The organism is Castellaniella sp. UC4447_H14 (assembly GCF_052978285.1).
The window spans coordinates 2,035,078-2,050,457 of the sequence record NZ_CM129666.1; the positions used below are offsets into that span (position 1 = coordinate 2,035,078).

The following is a 15,380-nucleotide window of genomic DNA, read 5'->3' on the forward strand; positions in this document are numbered from 1 at the left end:
TCAAATATCCAGCGATTGCGGCTGCTGCGCGGCATGCGGATGTTCCGCGCCAGCGTAGATCTTCAGCTTCCTGGCCATGGCATAGCCCAGCGGACCCTTGGGCAGCATGCCCTTGACGGCCTTTTGCAGGGCACGGCCCGGAAAACGCTGTTGCATTTTCTGGAAGCTGGTTTCGGAAATCCCGCCTGGATAAGTGGAGTGGCGGTAGTAGCGTTTGTCCTGCGCCTTGGCGCCGGAAACAACGAGTTCGGCTGCGTTGATGACGACGATGTAATCGCCGGTATCGACGTGCGGCGTGAATTCGGGTTTGTGCTTGCCACGCAAACGGCGTGCGACTTCGCTGGCCACACGGCCGAGGACCTTGCCCTTGGCGTCGATCACAAACCAGTCACGCTTGACTTCATGCGGCTTGGCCACAAAGGTCTTCATGATGGTGTACCTGATGAATAATGGATGAAAAGATTTCCGCCTGATCAATCCCGGCCGTCTGGGCTTTGTAGGTCGTGACTGAGAAGCCACGGAATCGAGCCCGTACGGATACGGATCCAGAGGGAAATCCGACCATTGTACACGAGTCTGGGTTCTTTAGACGCACCGAGGCCAGGGAGCTGTGGGGAGGCCGCGCTACGGCTGGCGGCCCTCCCGATGGTCGGGCTGCCCGGATCTGCCGCGTCCGAGCGGGCGTCTCCGGCCGGTCTCCCTGGGGTCGTCGTCCGTCGACGAATACCCCCGCTCTCCCTTCGTCAGCATCCGGCGCCAGCCTACCCGCGCGGCCTCCCCACAGCTCCCCGGCCCCTAATCGCAATTCGCAGGACACACCGTCGCGCGGAGGTGATGAGATCTTGCGCGGGTAGGTGAGCGCCGGTGGCTTCCGAAGGGAAGCCGGGGGCATTCGCGGCCCTCCGCCCGACCGAAGGGAGACCGGAGGGCCGCGCCCGGCTGGACGAGGAAGGACCGGGATGAGACCGGACGCAGGAGGGTCCTTGAGGACCGTCCTGCGCCTGTCGAATCGGAGTGGCCTGCAGGCCACGACGTGGGGCCGTAGTCCGACCAACGGGAGGACCGCTCGCCGTAGCGCAAGGTCTCATCACCTCCGCGCGGAGCGAACGGCCGGCCCCCCGAAACGCAGAAGCCCGGGCTACTTCTTCTGGTTCTGACGCGCCAGCGCCGCACCCATATAGTTGTCGAACGAACCCTCGGCCACCCGGAACCACGGCACAATGTTGTCGCGGAACGCCATATAGTTGTCGTGAATCTTCTTGAAGCCGGCGTCCTTCTCGCCGAATTCCTTGTACACGACATCGGACGCCTGGAGCGCCGCATCCATGACCTCGCGCGGGAACGCCCGCAGCGTGGCACCGCCGGCGATCAGGCGACGCAGGGCTTCCGGATTGTGCGCGTCGTAGTCCTCGATCATGCCCGCGCCCGCCGCCCGCGAGGCCACCTCGATGACAGCCTGGTAGGGCTTGGGCAACTCCGCGTAGGCCTTGTCGTTCACATAGAGCGACACCTGGCCCTCGCCTTCCCACCAGCCGGGATAGTAGTAGTACTTCGCGACCTTCTGGAAACCCAGCTTTTCGTCGTCCACCGGCCCCACGAACTCAACGGCGTCCAGCGCACCCTTCTCCAGCGAAGGATAGATGTCGGCCGGCGCGACTTGCTGCGGAACCACCCCCAGGCGAGACAAGACTTCTCCGGCGAAGCCGGCCGTCCGCATCTTCAGGCCCTTCAGGTCTTCCACTGTCTTGATTTCCTTGCGGTACCAGCCGCCCATCTGAGTGCCCGTGTTGCCGAAAGGAAAATTGACGATGTTGCGCGACGCAAACAGCGCGCGCATCAGCTTCATGCCATCGCCCTGGTACATCCAGGCGTTCATCTGGCGCGTGTTCAGGCCAAACGGAACCGCCGTGTCGAAGCAGAACGACGGATCCTTGCCGTAGTAGTAGTACGAAGCGGTTTGCCCGCATTCCACCGTCCGGTTACCGACGGCGTCCATCACGCCGAAACCCGGGACCAGTGCGCCCGCGGGATACAGGCGGATATCGAAGTTGCCGCCGGTCAGCTCCTTGACCATCGCGCAAAAGCGCTGCGCCGTGCCGAACAACGCAAGCTGTGCGGGTCCGAAGGTCGAGGTCATCTTCCAGGCGACCTGAGGACTGGATTGGGCAAGGGCCGGAGTCGCGACAGCCGCCGTACCGGCCACCGCGCCCAACCCGGCCTTTTTCAGAAATGCGCGTCGCTGCATGATCATCGATTCTCCTGGTCTGATTGATCCTTGCTGATTGGAATTGCGGTCGCACCGATATTACACTGCGGCCCCGATCCGATCGGGTCGGCGCCGCCCTGAGAATCCCGATGGATGAATGGCGGGCCGAAGCCGGGACACCGGCGCCCAACGGGCATCACTGCCCGGCAATGGCCATCCGTTCGATCAGAATGGATCCCGTGGACTTGGCACCGCGCGCATGGACGTCGGCACCCACCGCCACGATTTCCCGGAACATGTCGGCGAGATTGCCCGCGATGGTAATTTCGTGGACGGGATGGCGGATCACGCCGCCCTGCACCCAATAACCGAATGCGCCGCGCGAGTAGTCGCCCGTCACATAGTTCACGCCCTGACCAATGAGTTCCGTCACCAGCAAGCCGGTGTCCATCTTGCGCAGCATCGCCGACAGATCATCATCCGGGCGCGTCAGTCGCGAACGCAGGTTCAGATTGTGCGAACCACCGGCGTTTCCGGTCGTCGCCATGCCGAGCTTGCGCGCCGTATAGGTGGACAGGAAATAACCCTGCAGGACCCCCTGGCCCACGATGCGGCGGGCCTGCGGGCGCACGCCCTCTGCGTCGAACGGTGAACTGCCCTGCGCCCCCGGGATGTAGGGATTTTCGATCACGTCCAGATGATCCGCCAGCACCGGTTTGCCCAGGGAATCCAGCAGAAAGCTGGCCTTGCGGTACAGCGCGCCGCCGCTGGTCGCCTGCACCAGCGTTCCCAGGAGCCCCACCGCCAACGGCGCCTCGAACAGCACGGGGAACCGGCCGGTACGAACAGGCCGCGCATTCAGCCGGGACAAGGCGCGCTCGGCCGCGTAGCGGCCCACTTCGATCGGCGAAGCCAGATCCTGAGCGCGGCGCGCCGAGCTGTACCAGAAGTCCCGCTGCATGCCGTCGCCGCGTCCGGCAATGGGGGCCACAGACAGACTGTGACGCGAATAGGGATAACCACCCAGGAACCCCCTTGAATTGCCCAGGACGAAGTGGCCTTCCATGGTGTCCACCGACGCGCCTTCAGTGTTGGTGATCCCTGTGCTGGTCGCCAGCGCGGCCCGCTCGGCCTTGATCGCCAGGCGCGCTGCGCCCGCCGCATCGATGGCCCACGGGTGATGCAGATCCAGATCGGGATAATCCAGCGCCAGCAGGTCCGGATCCGGCAGTCCCGCAGCGGGGTCCTCGGCGGTATACCGCGCGATATGCCAGGCCGCGTCCACTGTGCGCTGCAGTGCGTCCGACGAAAAATCCGACGTCGATGCCGAACCGCGCCGCTGCCCGGCGAAAACCGTCACCGCCAGCGATCGGTCGCAGGTCTGTTCAATGGTTTCGATGGTGCACTGGCGAGCGGCTACCGACAGCCCGCGGCTTTCGGAGACTTCGGCGGCGGCGTCCGACGCCCCCGCCTTGCGGGCACGGCCCAGTGCATCGGTGATCAGTTCACGAAACCGCGCCTGCTGCGTGCGGAGGTCCAGAAAATCATCAGATGGGTTGTTCATGCGCGATCCGCAAAATAGAGCCGGTTATGATAGACGTTCACGACCCATTTTATGCCCGAACCCATGGACGACACGCCGCAGGAGCCCTCGGGCCCGAAGTATTCCGGTCCCAGCAAATCCCAGGTGAAGCGGGACATGCAGGGCCTGCTGGATCTGGGGCGCGAACTCATCGCCCTGGCTCCCGCCCAGCTTGACCAACTGCCGCTCGACGAAACGCTGCGCGACGCCATTGCGCTGGCCCAGCGCATCCATAGCCACGAGGGGCGACGCCGCCAGACCCACTACGTGGGAAAACTCATGCGCCACGCGGACGCGCAGGCGCTGCGGGCGCAGCTCGACCTCTGGGCCAACGGTTCGCGGGCACAGGCCCGTGCCATGCAGCGCCTCGAAGTCCTGCGGGACCGGCTGCTGGACAGCGACGACGCCCTGACCGAGCTCCTCGACACATTTCCGGGGCTGGACATCCAGGCGTTACGCGCTCAGATCCGCGCCGCCCGCAAAGAGGCTCACGACAACACAGCGCTGCCCGAAGGGCGCGAGCCCATGCGCAAGCATTACCGCGCCCTCTTCCAGACCCTGAAGGCCCTGGAATTCAAGGAGTAAGACCGCCAATGGAAACCTACCTGGAAACGCTGGAACAGGAAACCGGCGCCGACCCGCGACACAGTATCATCTGGCTGCACGGCCTGGGCGCCGATGGCCACGACTTCGCACCGATCGTGCCCGAACTCGCCCTGGATGATCTTCCCGCCCTGCGCTTCGTTTTCCCGCATGCGCCGGTCCGCCCGGTGACGCTCAACCAGGGTCTGCCCATGCGCGCCTGGTACGACGTCCACGGCTTGGCGCGGGACTCCCGCGAGGATGTCGACGGCATCCGGTCCGCGCGACGTGCCGTCACGGCCCTCATCGAGCGTGAGCAGGAACGGGGCGTGCCGCCCGAGCACATCGTGCTGGCGGGCTTCTCGCAAGGCTGTGCCGCGGCGCTGTATGCGGGTCTGCGATTCGAACACCGCCTCGCTGGCCTGATCGGCCTGTCGGGGTACCTGCCCTTGCGCAACACTACGGCAGCGGAGCGCCACCCGTCCAACGCAAGCACCCCGGTATTCCTGGCACACGGGTCGCAAGACCCGGTCGTCCCCATCGCCTTCGCCGAAATCAGCCGGGACGCCCTCACCACGCTGGGTCAGCCCATCGAGTGGCACGTGTACCCGATGCCGCACGCCGTCCATCCGCAGGAAATCGAGGACATTCATGCATTTCTGGTCCGGGCGCTTTGCCCGGCCATCCCCGGCGGCCGCCCATCGCCGCAGGCCTGAAAGCTATTCAGCCTCCGCGCGGAGATCCAGCCACAACCGCCGCATGTCGGGGTCGAAGGGCTCCGGATCGTTCCTGAATCCGAGCGACGCCATGAGTCCAAGCATGGGACGGTTGGAGGCCAGCACGACGCCCTCTAGATAAGCGAGCCGCTGGTGCCGCGTGACCTCGATCAGACTGCGCATCAACTGGGCACCCAAGCCGCGCCGCTGCCAATCGTCGGCAATCACCAGGGCGTACTCGGCCCCGCGGCCATCGGCATTGCGCAGGCAGTGAGCGAAACCGACGATGCGCTCGCGCAAAAGGCCGCGGTTCTGGGGATTTGAAACCTGGGCGGTGGCCACCAGCGCCACCTCGCGGTCGTAATCGATGCGCGTGTATCGCGCCAGCATGCGCGGCGTGAGCTCGCGGAGCATGGAGACGAATCGCATGTAGCGGGATTCATCGGACAGACCCCGGATGAACTCCTGCAGCAGCGAGGCATCTTCGGGACGAATGGGACGCAACAGCCATTCCTGCTGGTCGGTGGTGACCATGGGGCGAACCAGCCGCCGCGGATAGGGGTGGATCGCCATATGGCGGTAAGCGCGATTCTCGGGACGTTCACCGTCGTAATCCGGATCGAGGGTAATCCGAACGTCGCGCGCGAACAGACTGGTGTCGTCCCTCCATAGCGGGTCGATGGTGAGCGTTCTCACCCCGGGCAATTCACTGATGATCTCCGAGAGCCGCTCCAGGGTGTCACGCAGATGCTCGAACACCGCCGGACTCAAGTCACGCTCCAGTACCCGCGACCAGAAGGGGCCGCGCTGGATGAGCTGGCGCGCCAGATAGGTATTCAGCGGCGGCAACTCGATTTCACGATTGGGCGCCACGAGCTGCGCATAGGTGCCGCCCGGGCCGAACTGAAGGTAAGGCCCGAAATGTTCGTCCTGACGAACGTGGATCGCCATGGGAATGCCCTCGCGGGCCGAGTCGGGCACCGGCGAGTCGCCCAGCACGATGGGCACATGGAAGCAGTCCAGGAGCCAACGGCTCGCTGCGCGGTCCAGTGTGGAGCGCCCCGACATGATGGCATCGGACACCAGGGTGCGCGCCTCGTCCAGGCGGGGCGCGCGATTGAGCATCTCGGGGGGCAGGGCCTGCTGCGCCAGCGTCTGGTTGTAGTGATACGTCGCCAGGATGCCCAGCGCGTTGGTGGCCGATTCCGGCGTACGAAACGCCGGAAGCCCCACGGCGTCCAGGCGATGGCGCAGCGGACGCATGGCGGCATCACCCAGGAAGCAGGAAACGATGGGCTTGCTGGCCGATTCCGAAAAGCTCGCCAGCACATCGCTGGCCTGCGCCATGTCGGTGAGCGCATCCGGCGCGAGCAGCACCAGCACGTCGTCCACATTGGCATCACCTTCGATGAGCCCGAGCGCCTGCCGCAGGCGAGCCGGCTCCAGCGGCGTGTGGCTGACGACGGGATTGGCCACGCTGGCGCCCGGCTCCAGCAGTGCCTCCAGTTCGCGCTGTGTCTGGCCGGCAAGATCCGCCCGGAGCAGCGGTCCGTTCTTGCCCATGACATCGAGCGCCAGATGGGCCGCGCCATGGCCATTGGAGAAGATGGCCACTCGGCGTCCCCGCTGACGCTTCGCATGGACCAGCACCTTCAGGGCCGAAAAAAGCTGCACGAAGAACCGGATCCGGACCACCCCCGTGCGCCGCAGCAGCGCGTTGAACACCCGATCGCCGGCCCGATCCTCATCGGCCCCCGGCTTATTGGCCTTCAGCACGATCACCGGCTTGACGCTGGCGGCCGCCATCAGCGCGCTCGTGAAGTGCCGCGAAGAATCGGCCGCCTCCAGATACAGCACAATGCTGTCGGTGCGCGGGTCCATGGAGAGATACTCGAGGATCTCGGCCACGGTGACACCTTCCGCGTCGCCGGCCGACACGACCGCCGAGAAACCCAGTTGAATGTCGCCTGCCCAATCCAGCACCGCCGCAGCGATCATGCGAGACTGGGCAACCAGCGCGACGCGCCCCACCGGCGCGGCACGTTCATCCAGCCCCAGATTCAGACCCAGGTGCGGCCGCTGAATGCCCAGCGCGCCCGGCCCCAGCACGAGGCAATCATTGGCCCGCCCCCAGGCCTGGCAGGCCTCCCGGGTCGCCTGCGGATCGGCCGCCGCCGCCGCATGGGGCAACAGCACCAAAGCCCTGGGGCGGTGGACGCGCACCGCCGCCAGCACCGCCGGCAATTGGGCGGGATCCACGCTGAGCAGCGCCATATCCAGCCGCTGATCGTCCTGGAGAAAGGCCAGGCGCGCAGGGGGCAGCGTCCAACGTCCGTCCGGGCCCACCCGGAAATCGGCGATGCGCTCCCGTAGCTGATCCGGCGGCGTCCGCACCACGGGAAGTTCGCGGGAACTCAGGATGAGCAATGATCGCGGCTCGAACAGGGCCGCCAGACGGTGGCGCAGCATGAATGAAGTCCTGGGAGCCCCCGTTGGGGAGCAGTCCCTTAAAATAGCAGATTGTCTTTTGATTCTACAGGGGCGAGCGCCGGACTGCGGCTTCGCCACATGACCGCCAACATGACCGTGACTCCTTCGCGCCCCGTGCGCACCCGCTTTGCGCCTTCTCCCACTGGATATCTGCACCTGGGAGGCGCCCGAACCGCGCTGTTCTCCTGGGCGTTCGCCCGCCACTTCGGCGGCACCTTCGTGCTGCGCATCGAAGACACGGACCTGGAGCGCTCGACTCCGCAGGCCGTGCAGGCCATTCTGGACGGCATGAAGTGGCTGGAGCTGCAACCCGATGAAGGTCCGTTCTATCAGATGCAGCGCATGGACCGATACCGCGAGGTCATCGCGTCCATGCTGAAAGAAGGCACCGCCTACCACTGCTACAGTACGCCGGCGGAGGTCGAGGCGATGCGCGCGCGCGCCCGCGCCATTGGTGCAAAGCCGCGCTACGATGGCACGTGGCGGCCCGAGCCGGGCAAGACGCTACCACCCGTGCCCGAAGGCGTCCGTCCGGTGGTGCGCTTTCGCAGTCCGCTGGACGGCGCCACGAGCTGGGACGATCTGATCAAAGGCCCCATCAGCATCGACAACGCGGAACTCGACGATCTGATCATCGCCCGCCCCGACGGCACACCGACGTACAACTTCTGCGTGGTGGTGGATGACTGGGATATGGGCATCACGCATGTCATCCGGGGGGACGACCACGTCAACAATACCCCGCGCCAGATCAACATTCTGCGCGCGCTCGGCGCGGAGCTGCCCCGATACGGCCACGTCCCGATGATCCTGGGACCCGATGGCGAGAAGCTCTCCAAGCGGCACGGTGCGGTGAGCGTCATGGAATACGATCGGCTGGGATATCTGCCGCAGGCGATGGTGAATTACCTGGCACGTCTGGGCTGGAGTCACGGCAACGACGAGCTCTTCAACCGCGAGCAGTTCATCGAATGGTTCGATCCGGCCCATCTCAGCCGCTCCGCGGCCCAGTGGGATCCCAAGAAACTGAACTGGGTCAACGCGCATTGGCTGCGAGAGCTGCCGCTCGATGATTTGGCTCGCCGCGTGGCGCCCCGCATCCAGGCGCGCGGGGGCGATCCGGACGCCGCCGATCTGCCCAGCGTGCTGGCGCTGCTGCGTGACCGCAGCGAGACGCTCGAAGACCTTGCCGAAGGGGCGATGCTGTTCTGCGGACCCTACACGCCAGCTGATGCGGCGCTGCGGGCCGAGACACTGGACGCCGCCGCGCTGGCGCTGCTGACCGAGTTCCATGCCAGGGCGGGCGGTCTGGCGGACTGGAACGAGACCACCCTGGATGAACTCATCAAGGCCGTCCTGAAGGACCACGGCGTCAAGATGCCCAAGCTGGCCATCCCGTTACGGGTGGCCGTGACGGGGCGCAAGCACACGCCCTCGATCGGCGCCGTCCTGGCCCTGCTCGGCCGGGCAACCGTGCTGGGCCGCCTGGACGGCATACTGGCGGCGTGACTCAGAACGGCAGCCGGTATCCGGGCGACATGCGCCGCGCGCGCACGGGACCGTTGGGGCCCAACACCCGCAGTTCGGTAGCCGTCACTTGCTGGACCCGGTATCGGTTGGTGTAGATCGGGTCGCTCAGATTGACCGGCACACCGTTGGACTGCAGCGTGCGCAGAACCAGTGTCTGGTTCTCGTGCGACCAGCAACCCGTTTCGTAGAGGCCCTGGGACGGGGTGCGCGGCCGCTTGATCTGTTCCACATACTTCATGGTGCCGTCGGGGTTCAGCGTATACAGCGTGCGCAACGCGCCGGCCACCCCTTTCTCGGACTTGACCGACAGCCAGTTTCCAGCGAGCGAGTCACCCGAGGCGGGGGCGACGCAGATCGGCGGCTGTGCCGGAGCCTGCACCTTGGGTGGCGGGGTGACGGGTGCGCAGGCGGCCAGTGCCACCAGTGCCGCCAGACTCGCAGCACCGCGCAATCGACGAACAGCGTGCATGGTTTGGTCCTCCTTCATGACATAAGTCATCCAATCACATGAGCCAGCCGGCGGGCCCCCGCCAGGTCCGCCACATGCGGCCTACAATTTTTCGGAAGCTGGCGCCGGGCCAGCCGGCAACCATTCTACTGACATGAGCCACTCCATACTGCAGACCCTGCATCTGTACGCCGCAATTTTTTTCGTCGGCACTGTGTTCTTTGAGGTAACGATACTGGAAGGTATCCGCCAACCGCTGGGGCGCGACGCCATGCGCAACGTGGAACTCGCGATCGGGCGCCGCGCCCGGCGCATCATGCCGTTCGTGATCGTGACCCTGTTCGGTGCCGGCGTGGCGATGGCGTGGCAGTTCCGGGCCGAACTCGCGCATCCACTGGCGAGCAGCTTCGCCACACTACTGTGGATCAAGATCGTGCTGGCATTCAGTGTGCTGGCACACTTCATTACGGCCATCACGCTCAGCGGCACCGGGCGGCTCAAGTCGCGCCACTTCAAGATGATTCACGTGAGCGTCTTCACGCATGTGATCCTCATCGTGTTCCTCGCCAAGGCGATGTTCTTCCTGCATTGGTAAATCCAAAAAAGCGTCATTTTGGAGACACGTACGGTCGAATATCAAACCATAGCGGCCTTCCAGCCAGAATAATGCTTGGTTCATGCAAAACCTTACGATAGACTGGATGACATGCAATATCTTCGTGATATTGCATGCCTGCGCCATTTGAAATGGGCCGCACCCCACGGTGGGGGCCATGTCAAATGGGTGGACGTTTTCTTCCGACCTCAGGAGTATGAAAATGGCAACCCGCAAAACGGCCGGTACCGCGGCCACAGGCACGGCGACGAAGACCGCTGCCAAGAAACCGACGGCAAAGTCCGCCCAATCCAGCGCTGCGAAACCCACCGCAGCCGGAAAGAAGACGGCAGCAAAACCCGCAGCAGCCAAGGCTCCGGCCAAGGCCGGCACGGCCAAGAAACCGGCGGCACGCGCCACCACGGCAAAAACTTCCGCTGCCAAAACGACTGCCGCCAAGACCTCCGCCGCCAAAGCGACCAAGGCACCGGCCAAGAAACCGGCTGCTAAACCTGCCAAGGCCGCCAGCAAGTCGACCGCCGGCAAGCCCGCCTCAAAGAGCGCCGCTTCCAAGGCGACGGCACCAAAATCCACGGCCAAGCCCAAAGCTGCAGCCAAGCCCAAGGCCGCCGCAAAGCCCGCCGCCAAAAAGACTGCGGCAAAACCGGCGGCCAAGGCAGCAGCCAAGCCCGCTGCAAAGGCGGCTGCCAAGCCGGCGGCGGCCAAGAAACCCGCCGCCAAAAGCGCTGCGAAGAAGCCCGCAGCCAAGAAGCCCGCTGCTCCCAAAAAGGCCGCCGCGAAACCTTCAACCCCGGCACCGGAGGCCCGCACGGATACGAACCCCGCGGGTTCCCCCTGGCCGTTCCCGGTCAATAAGCGTCCCTGATTCCGGGATCGCCAATTGGTCCACGGCCCGGCAACTTGCCGGGCCGTTTTACTGAATGCGACAATAGACGCATTCCGGCCAGGGCTTGCCGACGCCGTGCGAACGCACGATGCCGCCAGACTGCACTCCCGCTTCTGGGGGACGCCGGCCCACTCAGTGGCGCGAGCACCGCATGGTACAGAACATCCTTCTTTTCCTGATCGATATTGTCTTCCAGCTCTTTGGAATCGCATTGATTCTGCGAGCGTGGATCTATGCCATCCGGCTGCATCCTTTCAATCCTTATTCCCAGGCCGTCCTGCGTGTCACGGACTGGCTGGTGCAGCCCATTCGCCACGTGGTGCCGGCCAGCGGGCGCATCGACTGGCCCAGCATCCTGGCGTGCTGGATCTCGGCGATCGTGTACCTGACATTGACCTGGCTATTGGCCATGGGCGGCCTGCTGCCCTCGACATCGGCCATCGTGCCATTGCTGTTGACGGGTCTGCTGATCAGCCTGAAATGGCTTTTCAACGTCATCGTCTGGATCACGCTGATCCAGGCCATCCTGTCCTGGATCAACCCGCTCTCGCCCATCATGCCGGTGCTCTACACCCTGACGGCTCCGTTGCTGGATCCGATCCGCCGAGCCATGCCGCGCACGAGCGGGATCGATTTTTCTCCGCTGATCCTGCTGGTCGTTGCGCAGGTGCTGATGATGGTTCTGAACCATCTGGCATTCTCGACCTTCGGGGTTTGACGGCCGGGTCGGCGCAGCGCATTCAAAAATACCCGGCACGATGGCCAGGTGCCTCGAAGGCGTGCGCCCCCGTCACATCGGCACGACCCGCGTCGGTCCGCCGCCGCTGATGACCTGGACACGCTGCCCGGCGCCCAGCCGGATATCGTTGGCCTGCGCAATCACGCGGGTCTCGCCGTTATCCAGGCGCACGGTGACTTCCAGACCCTGGGTCTTGCCCGCCTGGTTTTCGACGGCGTTGCCCGCCAGGCCACCCAGCAGCGCGCCCCCGATCGTCGTCAGGATCTGGCCACGCCCGCCGCCGATGGCACTACCTGCGACGCCGCCCAGGGCGGCGCCCCCCACGGCCCCCACACCCGAGGATTGGTTGGATTGGATGACGACCGGACGTACCGACACGACCGTGCCATAGCGCACGATCTGTTCCTGCTGAGCCTGGCCGTAGGTGTACACGGAACCCGACGCCGACTGATTGGCGCAGCCTGCCAGCACCAGGACCGACGCCGACAATCCAGCGGTGGCGAGCATGCGCAGCACGCGCGACGAAGACAAGAAAACGGTGGGGATCGCCATGGGGTCTCCTGGGAAACAAAAGGGAAGGTCAGGCCGAAAAACGGGCATTGACCGCATAATGAGCCTGCAACGCCGCAGCCACATCGGCACGCGACGGATGATGGTTCTGCGGCCCCTCACTGCCGATTTTAAAGCCGCCCATGATGTTCGCCAAACAGCAGGCATCCTGGAGCGACCAGTCATGGACCAGACCGTACAGCAGCCCGGCGCGGTGCGCATCGCCGCATCCCGTGGGATCCACCACGTGGTCCACCGGCATGGGCGCGATGTCCGTACGTCCGGCCGCGGTGTACAGGCTCGCGCCCTCGCCGCCCCGCGTCACCACCACGGCTTCCAGCCGGCTGGCAATGGATTCTATCGGTTCGCCCAACCGATCCACGATCACGCTGGCCTCATAGTCGTTGGCGGTCAGGATGGATGCCAGGCCCAACATGCGGCGCAGATCATCGCCATCGAACAACGGCATCGCCTGACCCAGATCGAACACGAAGGGGATGCCGCCAGCATGCAAGCGCCGGGCATGCGCGAACATGCCGTCCTTGGAATCGGGAGACACGATCGCCCAGGCCGCTGTCTGCCCGGTCAGATCGTTTTCCGCCGACCTCAGCATGGCGCCCGGATGAAACGACGCAATCTGATTGCCGTCCAGATCAGTGGTGATGTAGCACTGCGGCGTATAGGCGTCATTCAGCACCCGGACCAGGCGGGTATCGATTCCCATGTTCCGCATGCGCAGCAGATAGTCCTCCGCGTCCTGGCCCACCGTCCCTACCGGAATCGGATGCTCGCCCAGGAGGCTGAGGTTGTAGGCGATATTGCCGGCACAGCCCCCGTATTCCTTGCGCAGCGACGGCACGAAGAACGAGACACTCAGGGATTTCAGGTTGTTGGGCAGGATATGGTCCCCAAACCGGCCCTCGAACACAGCAATGGAATCGAACGCAATGGAGCCGCAAACGAGCACTTCCTTGGACATGCACACCTCAGGGAAAAAACAGATCCAGTTGATAGCCGTTGATCCTGACACCTTCCAGCGCCAGCGGAATACGCAGCAATGCCTCGCTGCTCGCGGCAAACGGCCGGCCCGTCATGGCGGGGCCCAGATATTCAGCAGGACTCAGATTGCGCCGCACCAGCAGCGCCCCCGACCCGTCCTTCAAGTCCAGCACCAGGGTCGGCCACTCCTGGGGCCGGTCGAGCTGGTTGCGAAGCGTGACCTGCAGCACGAAATGCTGAATCGGCTGGGGCGTGCCGGCACCTGTCCCGCGCGTCGCAGCCGCGGGCGGGGGTGCGGAGCCCGGCGGAGCATCGGCAACCTGCAGCGCCGAGCCCGTCACGGAGATCTGGCCGATATTGCGCGCATAGGGCACGCGGCAGCGCAAAGGCCCGCACGCCTGCTCCAGCCACGGCCGGACCTGCGGCGCGAACTGGGCAATCTGCCCGCGATAGACGTAGGCAAGCTGCGCGACGAACGCCACACCAAGCAGGCCCAGCAACAGCCACCCCAGGAAACGCACCATGCCGCGCCAGGCGCCACGCGATTCCGGATCACGGTCGAGCAATGCCGCAGCTGAGCCTCCGGAACCACGATAGCCGGGGTGCGCCTCGACCACGATGGCCTCGGGCGAAGCCGGCGAGGCCGGTACGTCCGCCCAATCCGCAGGCTCGTCTCCCGCCACGGGCGCCGCGCCGAAGCCCACATGCGGTTCATCCCAGGCGGCAGGCCGCGAACGCCCGTCGTCCGGCCAGGGCGCGACGCCGACCGTGAACTCGGGCCGGGAGCGGACCGCGCCTTGAGACGCGGGACGCCCCGCGCGGATGACGTGGGGCGCCGACTCGCTCTGGATGGGCCCGGCTGCCGGAGGTTCGAGCACGGGCCCGGTGTCCGGCCGAGACACGTCCGGACCCAGATAATCTTCAGGGTCTGCCGGGGAAGGAGACCGCACCGATCCACCCCGTGCGAGGTCCTGCACCACTTCGGCATATCCGTCGAAAATATGCGAACACTGCACACACCGAATGTAGCCCTTGCGAAGCTGCAGATCCGACAGGCTGGCCTGAAAGACCGTGCCGCATTTCGGACAGCGTGTGGTCAGATCCATGCGTCCTCTCAAGCCGGCTTGCGCCCGGCCAGACATACCCAGCCGTCACGGGCCGCCCAGACATTCAATGGGAGCCATGGCGCATAGGCCAGGGCAACTTCGTCCGCCTGGCGCTCAAGTACTCCCGACAGTACCAGGCGGCCACCTGCGGCCACACGGGACGACAGCATCGGAGCCAGGACCTTCAGCGGGTTGGACAGGATATTGGCGACCACCAGTTCGCTAGTCCCCGCGGGCAGCCCGTCGGGCAGGCTGGCGGACACCGCCACTCCATTGACCGCCGCATTCTGCCGCGTCGCCGTCACAGCCTGCTCGTCGATGTCCACCGCCCAGGTGATCCCGGCGCCCAGCAGGCGGGCCGCAATGGACAGAATACCCGACCCGCAGCCGTAATCCAGCACGGTTTCGCCACCCTGCAGGTTCCCCGCCAGCCACTCCAGGCACAGGTGGGTCGTCGGGTGGCTGCCGGTGCCAAAGGCCAGACCCGGATCCAGTTCGATGCGCACGATGCCGGGATGATCGGCCGCCGCCGGCACCCCGGCATCGTCCCGGTGCCAGCTTGGCACGATCCAGATGCGCTTTCCGACGGCAATGGGGCCGAACTGCGCCTGCGTCAGCCGCACCCAGTCGGCATCCGGGACGTCACGGACCGACCAGTCGATCGCGTCCAAAGCGACAGAAACAGACTGGGCCAATGCCGCCACGAGATGGGCGGGATCTTCCCCATCGGCCACCAGCGCGGCCAGCCGATTGCGCCGCCAGGCCAGGACGTCCGGCTCGGAACCAGGCTCGCCGAAAAGCGGCCGCTCCTGGCTGGTGTCGCCATCCGCGTCTTCGACCGACACGGAGAGCGCCCCCGCTTCAAGCAGCGCATCGGACCAAACCTCTGCCTGATTTTCCGTACAACTCAGTACCAACTCGCGCATGATGG

Annotated in this window: 15 protein-coding genes; 6 read left to right on the plus strand and 9 right to left on the minus strand. The window is 65.3% G+C overall.

Translation table 11 applies throughout. The annotated features are described in order from the left end of the window. From rplM to pmbA, 3 genes are all read right to left on the minus strand, one after another. Positions 1 to 429, minus strand: a complete 429-nt coding sequence (gene rplM / locus ACVCMJ_RS09795; protein ID WP_447081228.1) for a 50S ribosomal protein L13 — start codon at positions 427 to 429, stop codon at positions 1 to 3. Between the two features lie 709 nt (positions 430 to 1,138). After that, positions 1,139 to 2,245, minus strand: coding sequence for a TRAP transporter substrate-binding protein (locus ACVCMJ_RS09800; protein ID WP_447081229.1), 1,107 nt, complete (start codon positions 2,243 to 2,245; stop codon positions 1,139 to 1,141). Positions 2,246 to 2,402: 157 nt separating this feature from the next. Continuing rightward, complete coding sequence (gene pmbA, locus ACVCMJ_RS09805; protein ID WP_447081230.1) at positions 2,403 to 3,770, minus strand: metalloprotease PmbA; 1,368 nt, start codon at positions 3,768 to 3,770, stop codon at positions 2,403 to 2,405. A 51-nt stretch (positions 3,771 to 3,821) separates the two neighbouring features. Between pmbA and yjgA the strand changes: the two genes are divergently transcribed. Together yjgA and ACVCMJ_RS09815 are read left to right on the plus strand one after the other, a co-directional pair. Then, positions 3,822 to 4,373: a ribosome biogenesis factor YjgA gene (gene yjgA, locus ACVCMJ_RS09810; RefSeq protein ID WP_447081231.1), complete on the plus strand. Its 552-nt coding sequence runs from the start codon at positions 3,822 to 3,824 to the stop codon at positions 4,371 to 4,373. 8 nt (positions 4,374 to 4,381) lie between these two features. Beyond that, complete coding sequence (locus ACVCMJ_RS09815; RefSeq protein WP_447081232.1) at positions 4,382 to 5,086, plus strand: alpha/beta hydrolase; 705 nt, start codon at positions 4,382 to 4,384, stop codon at positions 5,084 to 5,086. A 3-nt stretch (positions 5,087 to 5,089) separates the two neighbouring features. On the opposite strand, the gene ACVCMJ_RS09820 is transcribed toward ACVCMJ_RS09815, so the two are convergent. Further along, a complete protein-coding gene (locus ACVCMJ_RS09820) occupies positions 5,090 to 7,555 on the minus strand; it encodes a GNAT family N-acetyltransferase (RefSeq protein WP_447081233.1) in 2,466 nt (821 codons plus the stop codon). Positions 7,556 to 7,666: 111 nt separating this feature from the next. On the opposite strand from ACVCMJ_RS09820, the gene gltX reads away from it, so the two are divergent. Continuing rightward, the gene (gltX, locus tag ACVCMJ_RS09825; protein WP_447081234.1) at positions 7,667 to 9,085 is read left to right on the plus strand and encodes a glutamate--tRNA ligase; all 1,419 of its coding nucleotides are present in this window, start codon (positions 7,667 to 7,669) and stop codon (positions 9,083 to 9,085) included. Between the two features lies 1 nt (position 9,086). Here gltX and ACVCMJ_RS09830 read toward each other — a convergent pair whose 3' ends face one another. After that, entirely contained in the window at positions 9,087 to 9,575 is a 489-nt protein-coding gene (locus tag ACVCMJ_RS09830) for a hypothetical protein (RefSeq protein WP_447081235.1), read from the minus strand. Between the two features lie 133 nt (positions 9,576 to 9,708). Between ACVCMJ_RS09830 and ACVCMJ_RS09835 the strand changes: the two genes are divergently transcribed. The 3 genes from ACVCMJ_RS09835 to ACVCMJ_RS09845 all read left to right on the plus strand — a co-directional run bounded on the left by ACVCMJ_RS09835 (position 9,709) and on the right by ACVCMJ_RS09845 (position 11,774). After that, positions 9,709 to 10,149 carry a CopD family copper resistance protein gene (locus tag ACVCMJ_RS09835; RefSeq protein ID WP_447081236.1) on the plus strand — a complete coding sequence of 147 codons (441 nt, stop codon included), beginning with the start codon at positions 9,709 to 9,711 and terminating at the stop codon, positions 10,147 to 10,149. 223 nt (positions 10,150 to 10,372) lie between these two features. Beyond that, entirely contained in the window at positions 10,373 to 11,035 is a 663-nt protein-coding gene (locus tag ACVCMJ_RS09840; protein ID WP_447081237.1) for a hypothetical protein, read from the plus strand. Positions 11,036 to 11,207: 172 nt separating this feature from the next. Continuing rightward, entirely contained in the window at positions 11,208 to 11,774 is a 567-nt protein-coding gene (locus ACVCMJ_RS09845; RefSeq protein WP_447081238.1) for a YggT family protein, read from the plus strand. 72 nt (positions 11,775 to 11,846) lie between these two features. On the opposite strand, the gene ACVCMJ_RS09850 is transcribed toward ACVCMJ_RS09845, so the two are convergent. The 4 genes from ACVCMJ_RS09850 to prmA are packed head-to-tail and all read right to left on the minus strand — an operon-like array spanning position 11,847 to position 15,375. Further along, positions 11,847 to 12,347: a glycine zipper 2TM domain-containing protein gene (locus ACVCMJ_RS09850; RefSeq protein WP_447081239.1), complete on the minus strand. Its 501-nt coding sequence runs from the start codon at positions 12,345 to 12,347 to the stop codon at positions 11,847 to 11,849. A 28-nt stretch (positions 12,348 to 12,375) separates the two neighbouring features. Then, on the minus strand, positions 12,376 to 13,323 hold the full coding sequence (locus ACVCMJ_RS09855; protein ID WP_447081240.1) for a carbohydrate kinase family protein: 948 nt from the start codon (positions 13,321 to 13,323) through the stop codon (positions 12,376 to 12,378). 7 nt (positions 13,324 to 13,330) lie between these two features. Continuing rightward, positions 13,331 to 14,449, minus strand: coding sequence for a DUF3426 domain-containing protein (locus tag ACVCMJ_RS09860; protein ID WP_447081241.1), 1,119 nt, complete (start codon positions 14,447 to 14,449; stop codon positions 13,331 to 13,333). Positions 14,450 to 14,457: 8 nt separating this feature from the next. Further along, entirely contained in the window at positions 14,458 to 15,375 is a 918-nt protein-coding gene (gene prmA / locus ACVCMJ_RS09865; RefSeq protein ID WP_447081242.1) for a 50S ribosomal protein L11 methyltransferase, read from the minus strand. Positions 15,376 to 15,380: the final 5 nt, after the last annotated feature.

Coding starts and splice junctions, on each gene's coding strand:
- rplM (WP_447081228.1), bottom strand. CDS start 429: ATGAAGACCTTTGTGGCCAAGCCGCATGAAGTCAAGCGTGACTGGTTT.
- ACVCMJ_RS09800 (WP_447081229.1), bottom strand. CDS start 2,245: ATGCAGCGACGCGCATTTCTGAAAAAGGCCGGGTTGGGCGCGGTGGCC.
- pmbA (WP_447081230.1), bottom strand. CDS start 3,770: ATGAACAACCCATCTGATGATTTTCTGGACCTCCGCACGCAGCAGGCG.
- yjgA (WP_447081231.1), top strand. CDS start 3,822: ATGCCCGAACCCATGGACGACACGCCGCAGGAGCCCTCGGGCCCGAAG.
- ACVCMJ_RS09815 (WP_447081232.1), top strand. CDS start 4,382: ATGGAAACCTACCTGGAAACGCTGGAACAGGAAACCGGCGCCGACCCG.
- ACVCMJ_RS09820 (WP_447081233.1), bottom strand. CDS start 7,555: ATGCTGCGCCACCGTCTGGCGGCCCTGTTCGAGCCGCGATCATTGCTC.
- gltX (WP_447081234.1), top strand. CDS start 7,667: ATGACCGTGACTCCTTCGCGCCCCGTGCGCACCCGCTTTGCGCCTTCT.
- ACVCMJ_RS09830 (WP_447081235.1), bottom strand. CDS start 9,575: ATGCACGCTGTTCGTCGATTGCGCGGTGCTGCGAGTCTGGCGGCACTG.
- ACVCMJ_RS09835 (WP_447081236.1), top strand. CDS start 9,709: ATGAGCCACTCCATACTGCAGACCCTGCATCTGTACGCCGCAATTTTT.
- ACVCMJ_RS09840 (WP_447081237.1), top strand. CDS start 10,373: ATGGCAACCCGCAAAACGGCCGGTACCGCGGCCACAGGCACGGCGACG.
- ACVCMJ_RS09845 (WP_447081238.1), top strand. CDS start 11,208: ATGGTACAGAACATCCTTCTTTTCCTGATCGATATTGTCTTCCAGCTC.
- ACVCMJ_RS09850 (WP_447081239.1), bottom strand. CDS start 12,347: ATGGCGATCCCCACCGTTTTCTTGTCTTCGTCGCGCGTGCTGCGCATG.
- ACVCMJ_RS09855 (WP_447081240.1), bottom strand. CDS start 13,323: ATGTCCAAGGAAGTGCTCGTTTGCGGCTCCATTGCGTTCGATTCCATT.
- ACVCMJ_RS09860 (WP_447081241.1), bottom strand. CDS start 14,449: ATGGATCTGACCACACGCTGTCCGAAATGCGGCACGGTCTTTCAGGCC.
- prmA (WP_447081242.1), bottom strand. CDS start 15,375: ATGCGCGAGTTGGTACTGAGTTGTACGGAAAATCAGGCAGAGGTTTGG.